General features: G+C 63.2%; 22 protein-coding genes. 14 read left to right on the forward strand and 8 right to left on the reverse strand.

What is annotated here, in order from left to right:
• The first annotated feature begins 5 nt into the window (after positions 1-5).
• Positions 6-1,046 carry a DUF2066 domain-containing protein gene (locus tag GJV37_RS02370; protein WP_193452123.1) on the forward strand — a complete coding sequence of 347 codons (1,041 nt, stop codon included), beginning with the start codon at positions 6-8 and terminating at the stop codon, positions 1,044-1,046.
• 145 nt (positions 1,047-1,191) lie between these two features.
• Positions 1,192-1,896, forward strand: coding sequence for a DnaA regulatory inactivator Hda (hda, locus tag GJV37_RS02375; protein WP_024764559.1), 705 nt, complete (start codon positions 1,192-1,194; stop codon positions 1,894-1,896).
• A 24-nt stretch (positions 1,897-1,920) separates the two neighbouring features.
• On the opposite strand, the gene GJV37_RS02380 is transcribed toward hda, so the two are convergent.
• The 3 genes from GJV37_RS02380 to arsC are packed head-to-tail and all read right to left on the reverse strand — an operon-like array spanning position 1,921 to position 3,317.
• The gene (locus GJV37_RS02380) at positions 1,921-2,370 is read right to left on the reverse strand and encodes a DUF2069 domain-containing protein (RefSeq protein ID WP_024764558.1); all 450 of its coding nucleotides are present in this window, start codon (positions 2,368-2,370) and stop codon (positions 1,921-1,923) included.
• Positions 2,371-2,967, reverse strand: a complete 597-nt coding sequence (wrbA, locus tag GJV37_RS02385) for an NAD(P)H:quinone oxidoreductase (RefSeq protein WP_024764557.1) — start codon at positions 2,965-2,967, stop codon at positions 2,371-2,373. It abuts the gene before it with no gap.
• Positions 2,964-3,317 (reverse strand): arsenate reductase (glutaredoxin), encoded by a 354-nt coding sequence (gene arsC / locus GJV37_RS02390; RefSeq protein ID WP_054907474.1) that lies wholly within the window; start codon positions 3,315-3,317, stop codon positions 2,964-2,966. The genes wrbA and arsC overlap by 4 nt, the downstream gene beginning before the upstream one ends.
• A 125-nt stretch (positions 3,318-3,442) precedes the next feature.
• Between arsC and GJV37_RS02395 the strand changes: the two genes are divergently transcribed.
• Positions 3,443-4,672: a YihY family inner membrane protein gene (locus GJV37_RS02395; RefSeq protein WP_024764555.1), complete on the forward strand. Its 1,230-nt coding sequence runs from the start codon at positions 3,443-3,445 to the stop codon at positions 4,670-4,672.
• Between the two features lie 158 nt (positions 4,673-4,830).
• The gene (locus tag GJV37_RS02400; RefSeq protein WP_024764554.1) at positions 4,831-5,025 is read left to right on the forward strand and encodes a hypothetical protein; all 195 of its coding nucleotides are present in this window, start codon (positions 4,831-4,833) and stop codon (positions 5,023-5,025) included.
• A gap of 3 nt (positions 5,026-5,028) precedes the next feature.
• Here GJV37_RS02400 and GJV37_RS02405 read toward each other — a convergent pair whose 3' ends face one another.
• A complete protein-coding gene (locus tag GJV37_RS02405; protein WP_037013718.1) occupies positions 5,029-5,424 on the reverse strand; it encodes a hypothetical protein in 396 nt (131 codons plus the stop codon).
• 185 nt (positions 5,425-5,609) lie between these two features.
• Positions 5,610-7,019 carry a PilZ domain-containing protein gene (locus tag GJV37_RS02410; protein WP_024764553.1) on the reverse strand — a complete coding sequence of 470 codons (1,410 nt, stop codon included), beginning with the start codon at positions 7,017-7,019 and terminating at the stop codon, positions 5,610-5,612.
• Between the two features lie 30 nt (positions 7,020-7,049).
• On the opposite strand from GJV37_RS02410, the gene GJV37_RS02415 reads away from it, so the two are divergent.
• Positions 7,050-7,520 carry a TlpA disulfide reductase family protein gene (locus GJV37_RS02415; RefSeq protein WP_065085797.1) on the forward strand — a complete coding sequence of 157 codons (471 nt, stop codon included), beginning with the start codon at positions 7,050-7,052 and terminating at the stop codon, positions 7,518-7,520.
• Positions 7,520-7,795 carry an acylphosphatase gene (locus GJV37_RS02420; RefSeq protein ID WP_193452124.1) on the forward strand — a complete coding sequence of 92 codons (276 nt, stop codon included), beginning with the start codon at positions 7,520-7,522 and terminating at the stop codon, positions 7,793-7,795. The genes GJV37_RS02415 and GJV37_RS02420 overlap by 1 nt, the downstream gene beginning before the upstream one ends.
• 3 nt (positions 7,796-7,798) lie before the next feature.
• Here GJV37_RS02420 and GJV37_RS02425 read toward each other — a convergent pair whose 3' ends face one another.
• Positions 7,799-8,755, reverse strand: a complete 957-nt coding sequence (locus GJV37_RS02425) for a YceB family lipoprotein (RefSeq protein ID WP_024764550.1) — start codon at positions 8,753-8,755, stop codon at positions 7,799-7,801.
• Positions 8,756-8,763: 8 nt separating this feature from the next.
• Entirely contained in the window at positions 8,764-10,479 is a 1,716-nt protein-coding gene (locus GJV37_RS02430; protein WP_170859314.1) for a proline--tRNA ligase, read from the reverse strand.
• A gap of 102 nt (positions 10,480-10,581) precedes the next feature.
• Between GJV37_RS02430 and GJV37_RS02435 the strand changes: the two genes are divergently transcribed.
• Positions 10,582-10,998: a PaaI family thioesterase gene (locus GJV37_RS02435; protein WP_024763349.1), complete on the forward strand. Its 417-nt coding sequence runs from the start codon at positions 10,582-10,584 to the stop codon at positions 10,996-10,998.
• 85 nt (positions 10,999-11,083) lie between these two features.
• Here the strand turns inward: GJV37_RS02435 and GJV37_RS02440 are convergent, their stop codons facing one another.
• Positions 11,084-12,421: an OprD family porin gene (locus GJV37_RS02440; RefSeq protein ID WP_065085799.1), complete on the reverse strand. Its 1,338-nt coding sequence runs from the start codon at positions 12,419-12,421 to the stop codon at positions 11,084-11,086.
• A 441-nt stretch (positions 12,422-12,862) separates the two neighbouring features.
• Between GJV37_RS02440 and GJV37_RS02445 the strand changes: the two genes are divergently transcribed.
• From GJV37_RS02445 to GJV37_RS02475, 7 genes are all read left to right on the forward strand, one after another.
• Positions 12,863-13,105, forward strand: coding sequence for a hypothetical protein (locus GJV37_RS02445; protein WP_024763351.1), 243 nt, complete (start codon positions 12,863-12,865; stop codon positions 13,103-13,105).
• Positions 13,106-13,134: 29 nt separating this feature from the next.
• Positions 13,135-13,560, forward strand: a complete 426-nt coding sequence (locus tag GJV37_RS02450; RefSeq protein WP_024763352.1) for an HIT family protein — start codon at positions 13,135-13,137, stop codon at positions 13,558-13,560.
• 3 nt (positions 13,561-13,563) lie between these two features.
• The gene (locus GJV37_RS02455) at positions 13,564-13,770 is read left to right on the forward strand and encodes a SlyX family protein (protein ID WP_024763353.1); all 207 of its coding nucleotides are present in this window, start codon (positions 13,564-13,566) and stop codon (positions 13,768-13,770) included.
• 250 nt (positions 13,771-14,020) lie between these two features.
• Positions 14,021-15,721: a ShlB/FhaC/HecB family hemolysin secretion/activation protein gene (locus tag GJV37_RS02460; RefSeq protein ID WP_240967312.1), complete on the forward strand. Its 1,701-nt coding sequence runs from the start codon at positions 14,021-14,023 to the stop codon at positions 15,719-15,721.
• Between the two features lie 16 nt (positions 15,722-15,737).
• Positions 15,738-16,424: a CsgG/HfaB family protein gene (locus GJV37_RS02465; RefSeq protein ID WP_169888827.1), complete on the forward strand. Its 687-nt coding sequence runs from the start codon at positions 15,738-15,740 to the stop codon at positions 16,422-16,424.
• A 20-nt stretch (positions 16,425-16,444) separates the two neighbouring features.
• On the forward strand, positions 16,445-16,801 hold the full coding sequence (locus tag GJV37_RS02470; protein ID WP_246228265.1) for a DUF4810 domain-containing protein: 357 nt from the start codon (positions 16,445-16,447) through the stop codon (positions 16,799-16,801).
• Complete coding sequence (locus tag GJV37_RS02475) at positions 16,798-17,460, forward strand: DUF799 domain-containing protein (RefSeq protein WP_169888823.1); 663 nt, start codon at positions 16,798-16,800, stop codon at positions 17,458-17,460. The genes GJV37_RS02470 and GJV37_RS02475 overlap by 4 nt, the downstream gene beginning before the upstream one ends.
• The last annotated feature ends 88 nt before the right edge of the window (positions 17,461-17,548 follow it).

The following is a 17,548-nucleotide window of genomic DNA, read 5'->3' on the forward strand; positions in this document are numbered from 1 at the left end:
CCGCCATGCGCCTGACCGCCCGCCTGTTGATCCTCTGCCTGACGCTGTTCAGCCTGCCGTCCTTCGCTGAAACGCTGGGCAACCTGTACCAGGTGCACGAACCGGTCGCCTCCCAGCAGCCGGACGAGCGCAACGCCGGCCTGACCCGCGCCCTGCAGACCCTGGTACTGCGCCTGACCGGCAATGCCAGCGCTGCGCAGAGCCCGGCCCTGGCCGGCTACTTCAAGGACCCGCAGCAACTGATCAGCCAGTACGGCTTCGAGAATGGCCCGCCCATGGCGCTGGTGGTGGACTTCGACCCGACTGCCACCGACAACGCCCTGCGCCAGGCCGGCCTGCCGGTCTGGGGTGCCAGCCGCCCGAGCGTGCTGGCCTGGTGGCTGAACGAAAGCGCCAACGGCAGCAGCCTGGTCGGCGACAGCCAGGAAGCCTCCGCCCCGCTGAACCGCGCCGCCCAGCGCCGCGGCCTGCCGCTGCGCCTGCCGATCGCCGACCTCAGTGAACAGCAGGTCGGTACTCCCGAAAATCTCAACGCCGCCCAGCCGGATGTTTTGAAGTCCGCCTCCGAACGCTACGGCGCCGATGCCCTGCTGGCGGTGGACGCCAAGGAAGCCGACGGCAAGTGGACCGCCACCTGGCGCGTGTGGATGGGCGACAGCCGCGAACAGGGCCAGGCCCAGGGCGATACCCCGGACGCGCTGGCCGATGCGGTAATGCTCGGCGTGTCCCAGCGCCTGTCGCAGCGTTTCGTCGGTTCGGCAGGCTCGGCTTCGGCCCAGGTCCTGCAGATCGAGGGCGCCGACCTGGCGCGCTACGCCGAAGTCTCGCGCCTGCTGGAGCCCATGGGCGCCAAGCTGGTGGAGGTACGGGGCAACCGTCTCGTCTACCGCGTCACCGCCAGCCCCGAGCAACTGCGTGCGCAACTGGCTCTGGCCCGCCTGCAGGAAGCCCCGGCGGAGCCGGCGCAACCGGCGGTCGACGCCAATGGCCAACCGATGCCGAACGCGGCCGTGCCGGCGCAGAACACCCTGCGCTTCCACTGGTAATGAGCCCTGCGGAGGCGGGCAAAGTCCCGCTTCCCGGCGCCGGTGGCTCTGAGTCGCACGTGGTAGCTGCGTTATCCTTCTGATTTGGATAAACTTTCAGTCACCAAGGCCCACCCCAAGCGATTGAAGAAACGCCCGGCCCGGCATGACTCCTATGCAGCTCCCACTCAGCGTACGTCTGCGCGATGACGCAACGTTCGCCAACTACTACCCCGGTGCCAACGCCGCGGCGCTCGGCTATGTCGAGCGTCTGTGCGAGCCCGAGGCGGGGTGGACGGAAAGCCTGATCTATCTCTGGGGCGCCGAAGGCGTGGGCCGCAGTCACCTGCTGCAGGCTGCCTGCATTCGTTCCGAGCAACTGGGTGAGCCGTCCGTCTACCTGCCGATGGCGGACCTGGTGGCCTACGGTCCGGAAATCTTCGACAACCTCGAACAGCGCGAGCTGGTGTGCCTGGACGATCTCGACGCCCTGGCCGGCAAGCGCGAATGGGAAGAGGCGCTGTTCCACTTGTTCAACCGCCTGCGCGATTCCGGCCGCAAGCTGCTGCTGTCGGCCTCGGTGTCGCCGCGCGAGCTGGGGGTGAAGCTGCCGGACCTGAAATCCCGCCTGACGCTCTCGCTGATCTTCCAGCTGCACCCGCTGACCGATGACGAGAAGCTGCGCGCCCTTCAGCTGCGCGCCTCGCGCCGTGGGTTGCACCTGACCGATGAAGTGGGGCGCTTTATCCTTACCCGTGGCGCGCGCAGCATGCAGTTCCTCTTCGACCTGCTGGACGAGCTGGACAAGGCCTCGCTGCAGGCGCAGCGCAAGCTGACCATTCCCTTCCTCAAGGAAACCATGGGCTGGTAAGCCCCGGTTTCCCCGACTCCCTTATCAGGCGCTCGTCGCTTCCTGCTGCGGTTCCTGGCCTTCGCCGGCCAGCTTGCGGTCGTACTGGAAGCGCCAGCGCGTGTACATCAGCGCCGAGCAGAACAGCGACACGCTGAGGATGATCTCCGCCCAGCCGAAGATGGCGTGGTTGGGATCGAAGGCGTTGAGCACGCCGAGGATGAAGTACAGGTTGATCACGTAGCACGCCCAGGCATGGCCACGCGCGCTACCGATCAGGATGCCCGGCGCCACGACCAGCAGCGGCAGCAGCTTGAAGCCCAGGAACACCCAGGGCACCCAGCGCGCGCCGCCGTGGGCGTCGGCGAACAGCAGGTCCCAGATGACGATGAGCAGGATCAGCCCGATGAAGCTGCCGAGGGCGACCGCGCGGCTGGCGGCCAGCCGGGGTTTGAGCCAGTCCATGGGCGGCAGCGGTTTGTTCTTGCGGGCCATTCAGCTCTCCAGTTTGCGGGCGACTTCGGCCAGACGCTTTCCGAGCGCGCGGCACAGGGTGATCTCGTGTTCGTCCAGGCTGCGCTTGCCATCGGCGCCGGCGAAATGGCTGGCGCCGTAAGGCGTGCCGCCGCCGCGGGTTTCCAGCAGGGCGGGCTCGCTGTAGGGAATGCCGGTGACGATCATGCCGTGGTGCAGCAGTGGCAGCAGCATCGACAGCTGGGTGGTTTCCTGGCCGCCATGCAGGCTGGCGGTCGAGGTGAAGACTGCCGCCGGCTTGCCTACCAGGCCACCGGTCAGCCACAGGCTGCTGGTGCCATCGAGGAAGTACTTGAGCGGCGCGGCCATGTTGCCGAAGCGGGTCGGGCTGCCGAGGACCAGGCCGGAGCAGTCCTTCAGGTCATCCAGGGTGGCGTAGAGTGCGCCTTCGGCCGGGATATCCGGGGCGACGGCTTCGCACTCGGTGGACACCGCCGGCACTGTGCGCACGCGCGCTTCCAGGCCGCCGGCCTCGACGCCGCGGGCAATCTGCCGGGCCATTTCGGCGGTGGCGCCGTGGCGGCTGTAGTAGAGGACGAGGACGTAAGGCGCGCTCAAGGCAGGATCTCCAGAACCTTCTCCGGCGGGCGGCCGATGACCGCCTTGTCGCCGACGATGAGGATCGGCCGCTCGATCAGCTTGGGATGGCTGGCCATCGCCTCGATCAGTTGGTCGTCGCCCAGTGCCGGGTTGGCCAGGTTCAGCTCCTTGTATTCGTCCTCGCCGGTGCGCAGCAGTTGGCGTGCGCCGATACCCAGCTTGCCGAGCAGCGCCTTGAGTTCGGCCGCGCTGGGCGGAGTTTCCAGGTAGCGGATGATCTCGGGTTGGATGCCGCGTTCCTCGAGCAGTTCGAGGGCGCCGCGGGATTTGGAGCAGCGCGGATTATGGAAAAGTGAAATCTGGCTCATGTGCCGGGACTCGCAAGGCCGATGAAGTGGCGGCTATTCTAACCGCCTCCTCGGACTGGACTGAACCGCTGTCGTTCGCCGCGATCTACGAGGACGGTTTTTTCAGTGCAGCCAAAGGACACTTCATGCACGAACGCTTGCAGGGCCTGGTCGAATTCGGCCGTTATCTGGTCCAGCGCTTCCTGGCCGACAAGGCGCCCAACAGCGCCGCGGCCCTGACCTACACCACGCTGTTCGCGGTCGTCCCGATGATGACGGTGACCTTCGCCATGCTCTCGGCCGTACCGGCCTTCGAGGGCATGGGCGAGCGCATCCAGCTGTTCGTGTTCCGCAACTTCGTGCCCTCTACCGGCGAGGCGGTGGAGGCCTACCTGCGCAACTTCACCGTGCAGGCGCGCCACCTGACCTGGCTGGGCGTGGCCTTCCTGGCGGTGACAGCGTTCACCATGCTGGTGACCATCGAGAAGGCCTTCAACGCCATCTGGCGTGTGCGTCAACCACGGCGGGGCGTAACGCGCTTCCTGCTGTACTGGGCGATCCTCAGCCTGGGCCCGTTGCTGCTGGGGACCGGTTTCGCCGTGTCCACCTACATCACTTCGCTGTCGCTGCTCTCCGGCCCCCATGCGCTGCCGGGTGCGGCGATGCTGCTGAAGTTCATGCCATTGCTGGCCAGCGTGGCGGCCTTCACCCTGATCTATGCGGCGGTGCCCAACGCGCGGGTGCCGTTCCTGCACGCCCTGGCCGGCGGGGTGTTCACCTCGATCCTGTTCGAAGCGGCGAAGTCGCTGTTCGGCTTCTATGTCAGCTTCTTCCCCGGCTACAAGCTGATCTACGGTGCCTTCGCCACGGTGCCGCTGTTCCTGCTGTGGATCTACCTGTCGTGGCTGATCGTGCTGTTTGGTGCGGAGCTGGTCTGCAACCTGTCGTCGACCCGGCTCTGGCGTCGACGCGCCATGCCACGCCTGCTGGTCATCCTCGGCGTACTGCGGGTGTTCTTCGACCGCCAGCGCCATGGCTTGCCGACGCGCCTGGCGCACCTGCATCGGGCGGGCTGGTTGCTGCCGGAAGACGAGTGGGAAGAGGTGCTGGATTTCCTGGAGGGCGAGCAACTGGTCTGCCGCGCCGGCTCGACCACCGCGGCCTGGGTGCTGTGCCGCGACCTGGGCAGCTACAGCCTGCACCACCTGCTCAACCGCAGCCCCTGGCCATTGCCGTGTCTGGAGGCCTTGCCGACGACTCTGGATGAGCCGTGGTACCCGCAGTTGCGAGAAACGCTGGCGCGCTATCAGGCTGACCGACAGGAGCTGTTCGGCGATAGCCTGGCGAAATGGTTGAAGCCGTCACATTCCGAGTGACGCAAAACGTCAGTTTGCGGCGAATCTGATTCTGTCGCGGCTTTGTACCACTTCAGGAGATGCGCCAATTCTCGCTATTTCAGAATTGGCACAGTTCTGGCTATGGAGGTAACAGGACACAGAAGTCCTTCAGAAGTTCCTCCAAGGCCAGCGAATCCATGAAAAAAGACCAGAACAACGTAGTGCACCTGCATCAGCGCGATCTGACGAGCGCTCTGGAGCGGTTGAATCGAATCACTGGTCTGCAATTCAGCCGCTGGCCTGAATCGCTCCTGCCGTCCGTCCCGCACGACAACGCCGAAAGCGTTGCGGCCGAGTCGTCGGATGAAACCCCGGTGCGACAGCTGGGCTGACCCTTAGAGGCTGGTGGCTACCGGACGCGCGGCGCCCGCCTGTTGCTCTACCGCCTGCATGAAGACCTCCTCGGCAATCACCCGCGACAGAGGAACGGCCGCGCGAAGCTTGATCTGCGCATCCTCGATCCGCAGGGAGAACGGCAGTCGGGCCACACCTGAGAGCAGGATGCGACTCTGTTTATTGACCGTGCCATGGTCGATCACCACTTCCCGGCTGCGCTCCCCATCGCGGTAGTTGAGCAACAGTGTCACCGGCAGGTCCGCTACGCCGGGCAGATGTAGCCAGACCGCGACATTGAAGTCGGCCAGCCGTCCTCCATTCGCCGCATTGGCCGGCCGGGCGCTGGCGACAATATGGCTGGGAACCTTGCTGACAAGCTGGTCTGTAGGCTGCATCTGGCTGTCCTGTCGCTGGAGGCTGGCGTGCATGGCGCCAGTCGCATTCTGAAGGCCGCTGAGTTATCGGCGAGCGAGAATCGTCCCGAGAGTCAGAACGAACGTTCGAATTATAGGGAGGCAGATGCCTGGCATATCGGGCCTACTGCCGATCTTGCCTGTGACATCTCTCCCAAAATCGACAATCAGGCCAGGCGCAGCGGGTGGCGAGCTACCAGTGGCGTGCTGAGGTTGGCTGCCGGCAGGGGCAGGATGGTCTGGTTGTCGAAGCTGGCCAGTTGCAGCCAGAGGTTCTCGCCTTCGACGAATTGCCCCTGGGCGACCCAGAGCCCGTGATACCAGCCGTTGCCCGGTTCCGGTGTGCTCTGCAGCACGCCGGGGTGACGCTGCGCGTCAGGTGCGCGGCGCAGCCAGACCGGGCGGGGAAGCCCTTTGAGGTAACGCAGGCCCAGGTGCAGCCCGTCACTGTTGAGGTGTCGCCAGCGCACCACGGCCAGGGTGGGAGTGCCGCCGTTGCTGGGGATCAGCAGGAGTTGGCCGACCGGGAGCTGCCCGGCCTGCTGGCCGGAACAGAGAATGCGCGCGCCGCCCGCGCTGGCATCCATCAGCGTGGCTTCCCGGCAGGGGCTGGCTGAGCTGTCCAGCAGGTGCTGCTGGATGGCTGGGAGGCCGACTACCACGCGGCAGTTGCCGGTTTGTTCTGCACGCTCATGGCGGCGCGTCTGGTGGCCCAGCCAGTGGTGGCGGACGCGATCCAGCAGTGCGCCTTGCTCCAGTCGACGCAGCGGCGCGGGATCGTGCAGGGCGATCAGCAGGGCACCCAGTTCCAGCCGGCGCAGTTGCTCCTTCGGGGCATCGCGTGCCTGCTCTGCGGCCAGGCACGGTTGGTCAGAGCCCAGGTCGACCACGAAGCCTTCCTGTTCCTCATCGTCCCAGGGCAGCAGTCGACCCAGTGCGGCCAGCGGTGCCAGCGCGCTGAACAGTTGCGGGGCTTCCCCTTCGGTCAGGTGGAACGGATTGCTCAGGGCCAGCAGCAGGATCTGCTGGTACAGCCCGCGCAAGGTGCCTGCGGGCACCGGGTCGAAAGCGGCGGCAACCGGCTCGTCCAGGCACTCCTGATGCTCGCCGATCCAGTAGAGCAGGTGGCTGTCACGCCAGAGGCTGCCGGGCGGCTGCTGGTATTGCTGGTAATGGCGCAACAGGGCCTGGGCGAGGAAATGCTGGGCCATGTACAAGCACCAGGCCATGTGCGGCCGCGAAGGCTTGTGGCCGTGCAGGATCTGCAGCAACAGGCGCTTGAAGCCGGCGGCCAGCTCGCTGCAGAAGTGCACGAACAACGCCGGCGGCGTCTTTTCCTGGCGGATCAGCCGTTCGTAATGCCGGTATTCTTCGCTGAGGCTTTGCAGGGCGCGCTGCCTTTCCAGTAAGGTCAGCGCGCATCGGTTGAGGCGGAACAGCGTGCCCAGAGCCTTCTGCAAACCTTCCTGCAGGGGTTGCTGCCGCGATTCCTGGAGCCCGGCCGCCAGGTTGCTCATTGCCTCGGCGTCTTCTTCGAGGATGTCCGGCACCTCCAGGCGCAGGGCATCGAGCATCATGACCACCCCGCATACACGAGGATTGAAGGCATGGGAGTGCGGCTCCGTATTGTGATGGGCTTGATGGCCGGCCTGATCCTGGCCGGCTGCTCGGCGGACTATGGCACCGATCAGCATGGACAGAAAGTACCCGCTGCCGGCGTAGATGGCCAGTGGCTAGTTATTAATTACTGGGCCGAGTGGTGCGCGCCCTGTCGCAAGGAGATTCCCGAGCTGAATCACCTGGCGGAGGAGGGCAAGGCCAAGGGCTTCCGGGTGCTGGGGGTGAACTTCGATGGGCTGCGTGATGCGGACCTGGCAAAGGCTTCACAGGCGCTGGGCGTGCAATACACCGTGCTGGCCGATGACCCCGCGCCGCGGTTCAGCCTGCCGCGCAGTGAAGCCTTGCCTGTAACCTACATCGTCGACCCTGAGGGCAAGCTGCGCGAGCAGTTGCTCGGCGAGCAGACCGCCGCCGGCGTGCTGGCGCGCCTTGGCGCGTTGCGCGAGGAGAAACAGTAATGGCCAGGATCTGTCTGCACGGCTACATCAGCGGCAAGGTACAGGGTGTTTATTACCGCCAGAGCACCCAGGAGCAGGCCGAGCGCCTGGAAATCGACGGCTGGGTACGCAACCTCGAAGGTGGGCGCGTGGAGCTGTTGGTCGAAGGCGAGGAAGACGCGGTACGCGAGCTGGAGAAATGGTTGGCGCGCGGGCCGGTGAAGGCGAAGGTGGCGGCGGTGGAGCTGCAGCCGATGACACCCCAGGGCATCACCGGCTTCATCGTTCGCCGCTAGGTGTCAGTTGCTGACGCCGGGGTCCGCTGCCAGGCGACCGGCGTCGGTCATCAGGCTGTGGAGGAACTCCTTCTGCAGCTCCGGATCGTTGCGGGTCAGCTCGATCAGGCTCTGTTCCAGTTCGCTCGCTTCCTCTTCCAGGCCCAGGTCGGAGAGGCGTTTCACCCGGTGTACCCAGTGGTGCACATCGTCACCTTCCAGGTCATCGTAAATCAGCGCGTGGGCTTCCTGCAGCTTGCCGCGCAGAGAGCGGCTGACCAGCAGGCTGGCGTCGGCGCGGGTGTCGTCGGAAGGGTCCTGGACGCTGAACTGCAGGCGGCCGATGCGGCTGACCTCGTCGTCGCTGAACGGGCCTTCCAGCAGATTCAGGCGCAGCACGCCGTGACGGTCGGTCAGCAGCTCCTGGGAGTTCTTGCCGGCGGTGACGGTCACCGGGCGCTCCGACCAGGGCAGGCTGGAGTACTCGGTGCGCTTGTCGCGCTGTTTTTCGTCGATCGAGGCCAGGTTCTGCTCGGCACGGCCGTTGGACTCGACGTTCATGAACGGATTCATGCCATCGATGCCGTAGCGGATCCAGCCGCGGGTGACGCTCTCGGGCAGGTTGCCCAGGGCGAACACGTTGACCACGTTGGCGCCGATACCGCCAACGAAGGCGACGACGCCCAGCGGCATTTCGTAGACCTTGCGCCAGCCCTGGTACGGCGTGTAGCGGTCGTAGCGGCGGGTGACCTCGAACTCGGTGACTTCGAAGGTCTTCTGTTCCTGCACGCGAATACGCCGCTGCGGCAGTTCCAGCGTGCCCGGGGTGCCCACGTCGATCTGCAGGCTGTGGTCGAGCAATTTGCGCTCGACACGCTCTTCATGCTCGCTGCGTTGCGGCAGCTGGTTGGCGCAGCCGCTCAGCAGAAGGCTGCCGCACAGGGCGGCAGCCACGAGGCTTGAGGTACTTCGGGTGGACATCGCTCTGCTCAGTTGCCGATCTTGGCCGTGATGAAAGCTTGCAGGTCGGACAGGGCGACAGGCTGCGACTCGGCGTCACGGCGACCCTTGTACTCCAGGGTGCCTTCGTCCAGGCCGCGCTCGCTGACCACGATGCGGTGCGGGATGCCGATCAGCTCCATGTCGGCGAACTTCACGCCGGGGCTGGTCTTCTTGTCGCGGTCGTCCAGCAGCACTTCGAAGCCAGCGGCGGTGAGGTCCGCGTAGAGCTTGTCAGTGGCGGCGCGCACGGCCTCGTTCTCGTACTTCATCGGCACGATGGCGATCTGGAAGGGCGCCAGGGCGGCCGGCCAGAGGATGCCGCGGTCGTCGTAGTTCTGCTCGATGGCGGCGGCGACTACGCGGGATACACCGATGCCGTAGCAGCCCATGATCAGGGTGACCGGCTTGCCGTTCTCGCCCAGTACGGCAAGCTTCATGGCTTCGCTGTACTTGGTGCCGAGCTGGAAGATGTGGCCCACTTCGATGCCGCGACGAATCACCAGCGTGCCCTTGCCGTCCGGGCTCGGGTCGCCTTCCACGACGTTACGCAGGTCGGCGACTTCCGGTACCGGCAGGTCGCGTTCCCAGTTCACGCCGAAGTAGTGCTTGTCGTCGACGTTGGCGCCGGCGGCAAAGTCGCTCATCAGGGCGACGGAGCGGTCGATGATGCAGGGCAGCGGCAGGTTCAGCGGGCCGAGGGAGCCGGGCGCGGCGCCGATGGCGGCCTTGATGTCCGCTTCGCTGGCCATCTGCAGGGGGCTGGCCACCAGCGGGTGGTTGCCGGCCTTGATTTCGTTGAGTTCGTGGTCGCCACGGACGACCAGGGCGATCAGCTTGCCTTCCTCGGCGGCGTGCACCACCAGAGTCTTGATGGTTTTCTCGATCGGCAGGCCGAACTTCTCCACCAGGGCGGCGATGGTCTTGGTCTCGGGAGTATCGACCAGGCGCAGTTCTTCGCTGGCAGCGCCACGAGCGGTCTCGCGGGGCAGGGCCTCGGCCTTCTCGATGTTGGCGGCGTAATCGGTGGACTCGCCGAAGACGATATCGTCTTCACCGGATCCGGCCAGCACGTGGAATTCGTGGGAACCACTACCGCCGATGGAGCCGTTGTCCGCCTGCACGGCACGGAAATCCAGGCCGAGGCGGGTGAAGATCTTGCTGTACGCGCCATACATGACATCGTAGGTCGCCTGCAGCGAGTCCTGGCTGGCGTGGAAGGAGTAGGCATCCTTCATGATGAACTCGCGGCCACGCATCAGGCCGAAGCGCGGACGGATCTCGTCACGGAACTTGGTCTGGATCTGGTACATGTTGATCGGCAGCTGCTTGTAGCTGTTCAGCTCATTGCGTGCCAGATCGGTAATCACTTCCTCGTGCGTCGGGCCGACGCAGAAGTCGCGGTCATGACGATCCTTCAGGCGCAGCAACTCGGGGCCGTACTGCTGCCAGCGACCGGATTCCTGCCACAGTTCGGCGGGCTGGATGGCCGGCATCAGCACCTCCATGGCACCGGCGGCGTTCATTTCTTCGCGAACGATGGTCTCCACCTTGCGCAGCACCCGCAGACCCATTGGCAGCCAGGTGTACAGACCGGACGCCAGCTTGCGGATCATGCCGGCGCGCAGCATCAGCTGATGGCTGATCACGACCGCATCGGAAGGGGTTTCTTTCAGGGTGGACAGCAGGTACTGACTGGTACGCATCTTTGGCCGTTTTGTCGGTTGCGAAGGGGAATATAGGCTGGGCATTGTACGGTGCAGGTCTGGCTGCGTACAGGGCGCGGCGGACGGAGAGGGAGGAGTGGCATGAGTCGTTTAACTGCGGCGCAGGTACAGGCGTTCATTCGCGCGGGATTGCCCATGGCGGACGACATGGATCTGCGCATCGATGCACTGGAAGGACGCAGCGCCTTCGTGCGGGTTCCGTTCCACGGGCGGATGGTGCGTCCGGGGGGTACGGTCTCCGGGCCGACCATCATGTCGCTGGCGGACGCGGCGATGTACGCGGTGATTCTGGCGCAACTGGATAACGTCGAGATGGCTGTTACTTCCAACCTCAATATCAACTTTCTCAGCAAGCCGAAGCCGGAAGATCTGTTGGCGGAAGCCAAGATATTGAAACTCGGTCGGCGGCAGGTGGTTTGCGAAGTAGCTGTCTACTCGGTCAGCAATCCCGAGGAGTTGGTCGCCCATGTGACTGGGACCTATGTTTTACCGATGTAACAGATACGTTCGAAGTTGTAGGTAAGTTGCAATAAAAAAGCCCGGCAGAAGCCGGGCTTTTTAGTTACCTACAGTGCGCTCTGGATTACAGAACGGACAGCGGGTAGTCGACGATCAGGCGGAACTCGTTGTTGTCGCCTTCGGCCTGGTCGGTGTTGGCGCGGTGCCACGCTTGGCGAATGCGGAAGGACAGGTCCTTCGCGGGGCCAGCTTGTACGACGTACTTGGCTTCGAAGTCGGTTTCGTGGTGCTTGCCGTCGTCGCCGTAGCCGTAAGCGGCATATACGCTGGTCGGATCGATGTGGCTGCCATCGATATCCTTACCAGTGATATAACGGGTCATGAAGGTCAGGCCCGGTACGCCGTACTCAGCCATGTTCAGATCGTAACGAGCCTGCCAGGATTTTTCGCCTGGGCCGTTGAAGTCAGAGTACTGAACGGAGTTGGCGAGGAAGATCGAGTCGCCACCTGCGTTGTTGTCACCTACGCCGAGATAGTCGAACGGAGTGTCGCCGTTAACTTTCTGGAAGGCCAGGGTGAAGGTGTGGGCGCTCAGAGTATACGCAGCGGCCAGGGAGAAGGTGTTGTTATCGATATCGCCTGCTTTCGCCGAGCCGGAATCGGTGGTGCGGTAGTAGTTGAAATCGAAGCCCAGCGACTGATCATCAGCAATCGGCAGGGTGTAGTTCAGGTTGGTGTAGTACTGGTTCCAGACGTCCTTGAACTTCGAGCCATACAGAGAGGCAGTGAAGTTCTCGGAGAAGGCGTACTTGCCACCAACGAAATCGACGGTGCGGGCGTCGAGGTCGTTGTCGCCATACCAAGCGTAGGTGGCGGTCAGCTTGCCATCGCGGTTGGTGGTGTCTTGGCCGGTACCGGAGTAGTAGTGACCAGCCTCAAGGTCAAGGCCTTCGATCTCGCTGCTCATCAGTGCGATGCCGCTGGCGGTTTGCGGCAGCAGACGGGTACCACCTACAGCGAACACCGGCGCGGTCGGTTGCATATCGCCGAGTTTCAACTCGGTTTTGGATACGCGAACTTTCAGCGCTGCACCAGCTTTGCCGAAGTCATCAGCTTTGCGGCCATCGTCGTGGACCGGGAGGTTGCCGGTGCCGCCGTAGCCACGGCCGCCGTCGAGCTTCAGGCCCAGGTAGCCGAAGGCGTCAACACCAAAGCCCACGGTGCCTTGGGTGAAGCCGGAGCTGTAGTTGCCCCAGAAGCCTTGGGTCCAGTCGCGCTGGTCACGGCTACCGTTCTTGTTGTCGCGATTGAAGTAGTAGTTACGAACCAGGAAGTTCAGGCTGCTGTCTTCGACAAAGCCTTTAGCGTCAGCCTGATTACCTACGAAGGGTTCGGCCATTGCCAGTTGTGTGCTGCCTGCAGAAACCGCCAGGGCGATGGCGCTCCACTTCATCACTTTCATTGTGATTGCTCCTTTGGTTTTGAAATTATCTGCCATCACAGTGCCGCGGTGACGGCTCATTCTTTTTGTCGGCGCTAACTTATAGCACGCGTGTTCAGTTGGCGATAGTTGCCCAAATAAACACACGGAAACGTTACGGGACTGTCGCAAAGCTGCATGACACATGTCGCATTCAAGCAGTTTCGATGTTGCAAAAAGAGGTTGTCCCCCTCATTGCTCCAATGTTGCTTCAGTCTTGTGGTTTTACTCTCCCTCAACCACTTCATGCTTTCTCACGCTTCCGCGCCCACTTTCTGAAAGGGGTGGCCGTCGGAGCGATGTCCTTGCCTCTAGCAACAACCGTGCACAAATGCCCGGAGCCGCTTTCACAGTGCGCGTCTTGCGACGTGTTGGCGCCATTTCACGGCTTCTGTTGGGGATTTGCAACATGGAAGCGCGCCGATGTCGTTTTCCGACATTCCGCAGATCCCGCTGTTTAAACGATTTTTCAGCGCTGATGGCCGGGATTGCCGTGTGGTTTCCTGCACGCGCCTGTTGTCGGGATATGCCAATTCGCGTCATGCCCGATACTGGGGCAAGGCCTTGGGCGGCTTGCTCCGGGATGGGGCTGCGCCTGAGCATGTTCGCCGCAACGGCTCTCTAGTATTCTTCGCGCCCTTCGGCTCCTTCGCGGAGCTAGGCTAAAACAAGGCTCGTCGAGCAGGAGAAGTCTTATGTTCGCCCTGGATTCCCGTCTCCAGCAGGACACCGTTGCACTGGGGGATTTCCCACTGAGCAGCCTGCTGCTGATGAATGACTCACAGTACCCCTGGTTCATCCTGGTGCCGCGCCGCGAGGATGTGAGCGAAATCTTCCAGCTGGACGTCGCTGACCAGCAACAGCTGTGGCGCGAGGCGACCCAACTGGCTGAAGTGCTCAAGGACACTTTCGATGCCGACAAGATGAACGTCGCCAACCTGGGCAACGTCGTCAGTCAGCTGCACGTGCACGTCATCGTGCGCAAGGCGAGCGATGCCGCCTGGCCGGGCCCGGTTTGGGGCAAGCACGCGGCTGTGCCTTATAAAGAAGAAGAGCTGGCTCGCCTACGCGAGAAATTGCGCATGGTGCTGGGCGACGGTTTTCGCTTCAGCCAGGAGTAAGTGATGGATCTGGAAAAACGGATGGCCGATCTGGAGAGCCGACTGGCCTTCCAGGATGACGCGCTACAGACAATGAGCGATGTGGTCTATGAGCAGGAGCGGGTGATCGAGCGCCTGCGCCTGCAGATGCAGGCATTGCTCAAGCGCCTGGAAGACCTGCAGGGGCAGGTGGGTGTCTCGGACGACGAGGCGCCTCCTCCCCATTATTGAGCAGCAAGCGCCCGGTTTCCCAACACCACCTTGCTGAGCGCAAAGTCATCTCCCGGCAACTGTTGCGCATTCCTGAGCTGTGACAATCGGGCGCACAGGCAACTGCTGCTTGTGCGCAATGTCTCCCAGAAAATGGGAAACAGCCTACATTTCATCGGGATAATGGCCTAAGGGCATCATGTATCAAATATGATCCAATCCGTCTTTTGGGATGGACTGGCCGCTCGGCCGGAAGACGGGGATCGTAAGGATGCGTGTTCTCTACCGTGGCTGGATGCCGGTCCTGGCATTCTGCTGTGCTTCGGCAAGCTTTGCTGCACCACTGCCCACACCGGGTGACAACGACCTCCAGCGTCAGCGCCAGGAACAACTCCTGCGTGAGCAGCAGAAGCGCCTGGAGGAGCTCCAGCAGCTCCCTGGCAAGGCGCCCAGCGAGGCGCCGCCGACTACGGCGCCGGATACCCGCTGCTTCACCATTCGCAGCATCACCCTGGAAGGCGCCGAGCACCTCGACGCGCGTTCGCGTGAAGCGCTGTTGGCGCCGTATCGCGACCAATGCCTGGGGGTCAACCAGCTCAACGAGTTGCTCAAGGGCATCACCGACCATTACCTCTCCCGAGGTTTCGTTACGACCCGCGCCTACCTGCCGCAGCAGGACCTTTCCAGTGGCGAGCTGAAGGTCATCGTGGTCGAAGGGCGCTTCGAAGGTTTCGACCAGTCGGAGCTGGCCAGTGATCGCGAACTGGCCATGACCTTTCCCGGTGCCACCGGTGACGTCTTGAAGCTGCGCGAGCTGGAGCAACTGGTCGACCAGATCAACCGCCTGCCTTCACGCCAGGCACAGATGGAACTGGTGCCAGGCCAGGAAGTGGGCGGCAGCCGGGTGCAGCTCAAGGGCGAGCGCAGCAAGCCCTGGCGAGTCTCCGCCAGCCGCGATAACAACGGCGATGCGACCTCCGGCGAGCAGCAGGCCGGTGTCGGCCTGGACTGGGATAGCCCGCTGGGCCTGGCCGACCAGTTCGGCCTGCGTTATGGCGAGGACGTGGTCAGCGACCACTGGAAGCACTCCGACAACCAGAGCCTGTGGTACAGCGTTCCCTATGGGTGGTGGACCTTCAACTACAGCTACAGCCGCAACTACTACCGCACCCGCAACGAAGACGCCGGCTTCGCCTTCAAGTACGACGGCGACAACGAGACCCACCAGCTCGGCGCCGAGCGCGTGTTGTATCGCGACGATGTGAGCAAGACCGGGGTGAACTTCGGACTCAGCCACCAGCGCACCCGCAACTACATCGACGACACTCTGCTGGATGTCTCCAGCACCCACCTCAGTGAGTTTCGCTTTGGCCTCAACCATGGCCGGCGCATCGGCAGCGCCTTCGTCAACGCCGATATCGGCTGGCAGCGCGGCATCGGCGCCTTCGGCGCACAGGACGACGATCATGCTGCGCCTCATGGCAGCCCCACCGCTCGCTACAACAAATACAGCCTGACCCTGAGCTACCTGCAGCCGTTCACGCTGTGGGACCAAGCCTTCAGTTTCGAAAGCCTCGCCACCGGCCAACACAGCGAGGATGTGCTCTATAGCCCACAGCGCATCAGCCTGGGCGGCCTCAGCTCGATCCGTGGCTTCAAGGACCAGACCCTCTCCGGCGACTCCGGCTACTACTGGCGCAACCAGTTGCGCTGGCGCCGCGCCGTGACCTGGGAGCCGTTGCTGCCTTGGGTGCAGGAGTACGGCGTCGCCTACGCCTATGACGTCGGCGCCATCGAGCACGGCCGCTATAACCAGGGCCTCTCCGGTCGCATGAGTGGCCACGGCGTGGAATTCAGCGCGCGCGGGCAGTACGCCGCCGCCTCCGTCACCCTGGCGCGCTCGCTGGAGCGCCCCGACCTCATCGAGCGACGCGAACACCCGGTTTATTTCCGCGTCGATCTCTTCTTCTGACATTTGGGAGCTATGCATGCACGCAGTATCAAAATCAGGTTTGGCAGCAGCGATCTCCGTCGTAGCTCTGGTCGGTCTGGCTGGATGCGCCACTGAAACTTCCACGGCGCTTCCAGTGGCACAGGTACAGAGTGCCAACCAACCGTACGCGGGGATACGCACGCCGATTGCCGTGGGCAAGTTCGACAACCGCTCCAGTTACATGCGCGGGATCTTTTCGGATGGCGTTGACCGACTCGGCGGACAGGCTAAAACCATTCTCATCACGCACCTTCAGCAGACCAATCGTTTCACGGTGCTCGACCGCGACAACATGGGCGAAATCCAGCAGGAGGCGGCGATCAAGGGCAAGGCGCAAAGCCTGAAAGGCGCGGATTTTGTGATAACGGGCGATGTCACCGAGTTTGGCCGCAAGGAAGTCGGCGATCGGCAACTGTTCGGAATTCTCGGGCGCGGCAAGTCGCAGGTGGCCTATGCCAAGGTCGCGCTGAACATAGTCAACATCAGCACTTCCGAGGTCGTTTATTCAAGCCAGGGCGCAGGTGAGTACGCCTTGTCAAACCGCGAAATCATCGGCTTTGGCGGTACCGCAAGTTACGACTCCACCCTCAATGGGAAGGTCCTGGACCTGGCCATGCGAGAGGCGGTGAACAAGCTTGTCAGTGCAGTCGATACCGGGGCGTGGAAGCCCCAGATTCAGTGAGAGCCGGAGGCGATATGACCATTCCAACCTCGTTGCGCCCTTCCTTGGCGGTGCTGGCATTGCTGTTCCTGGCGGGATGCGCCCAGCAAAAGACGCTTTACCAGTGGGAAGGCTATCAGCCGCAGGTTTACCAGTACTTCAAGGGGGAGTCCAAAGAGGCTCAGGTTCAGGAGCTGGAGGCGGATCTGGAGAAGATCAAGGCCAAGAATGGCGCGGTGCCGCCGGGCTATCACGCCCAGTTGGGCCTGTTGTATTCAAGCCTGGGCAAGGACGACCAGATGATCCAGCAATTCCAGACCGAGAAGGCGCTGTTCCCCGAGTCCGCAACCTATATGGACTTCCTCATGAAGAATGCCGGCAAGGCAGGTGCGCAATGACCAAACGATTGAGCCAGTTTCTCGGCAGCCTCCTGTTGATAGGTCTATGTGTCGGATGTGCGCCGACAAAGTCCGTGGACTACTCGGCGTTCAAGCAAAGCCGCCCACGCTCGATTGTCGTGCTGCCGCCACTGAACGAGTCGCCGGACGTGAAAGCGACCTACGGCATGCTTGCGCAAGTGACGTATCCACTGGCCGAGGCCGGTTACTACGTGCTGCCGGTGGCGTTGGTGGACGAGACTTTCCGGCAGAACGGCGTCACCGCCCCGGGAGACATCCATCAGATCCCGGTAACCAAGTTGCACGAGATATTCGGTGCTGATGCAGCGCTGTACATCACCGTTACGGCGTATGGCACCAGCTACATGGTGATCAGCAGCGCAACGATCGTGACGGCCTCCGCCAAGCTGGTGGACCTGAAGTCCGGTGCCACCCTCTGGACGGGGACTGCCAGTGCCTCCAGCGAAGAAGGTGGGAATAACGGCGGCGGTGGCCTGGTAGGTGCGCTGGTGACCGCGGCTGTAAAGCAAATCATCAGTAGCTCCGTGGACGATGCGGGGTATCCGATTGCGGGCATCACCGGGCAGCGTCTGCTTTCTGCGGGGCAACCGACTGGCCTGCTATACGGTCCCCGATCGCCGAAGTACGGAACCGACTAGTGCAACCCGTCTGAGGGCGAGGGGCAGGGTCGTGCTCGTTCTCAGATCAGTTGTTCGCTCCCTGATCCGCAGTACGGAATGAGAGATT

Source organism: Pseudomonas nitroreducens (genome assembly GCF_010994165.1).
Lineage (GTDB): Bacteria > Pseudomonadota > Gammaproteobacteria > Pseudomonadales > Pseudomonadaceae > Pseudomonas > Pseudomonas nitroreducens.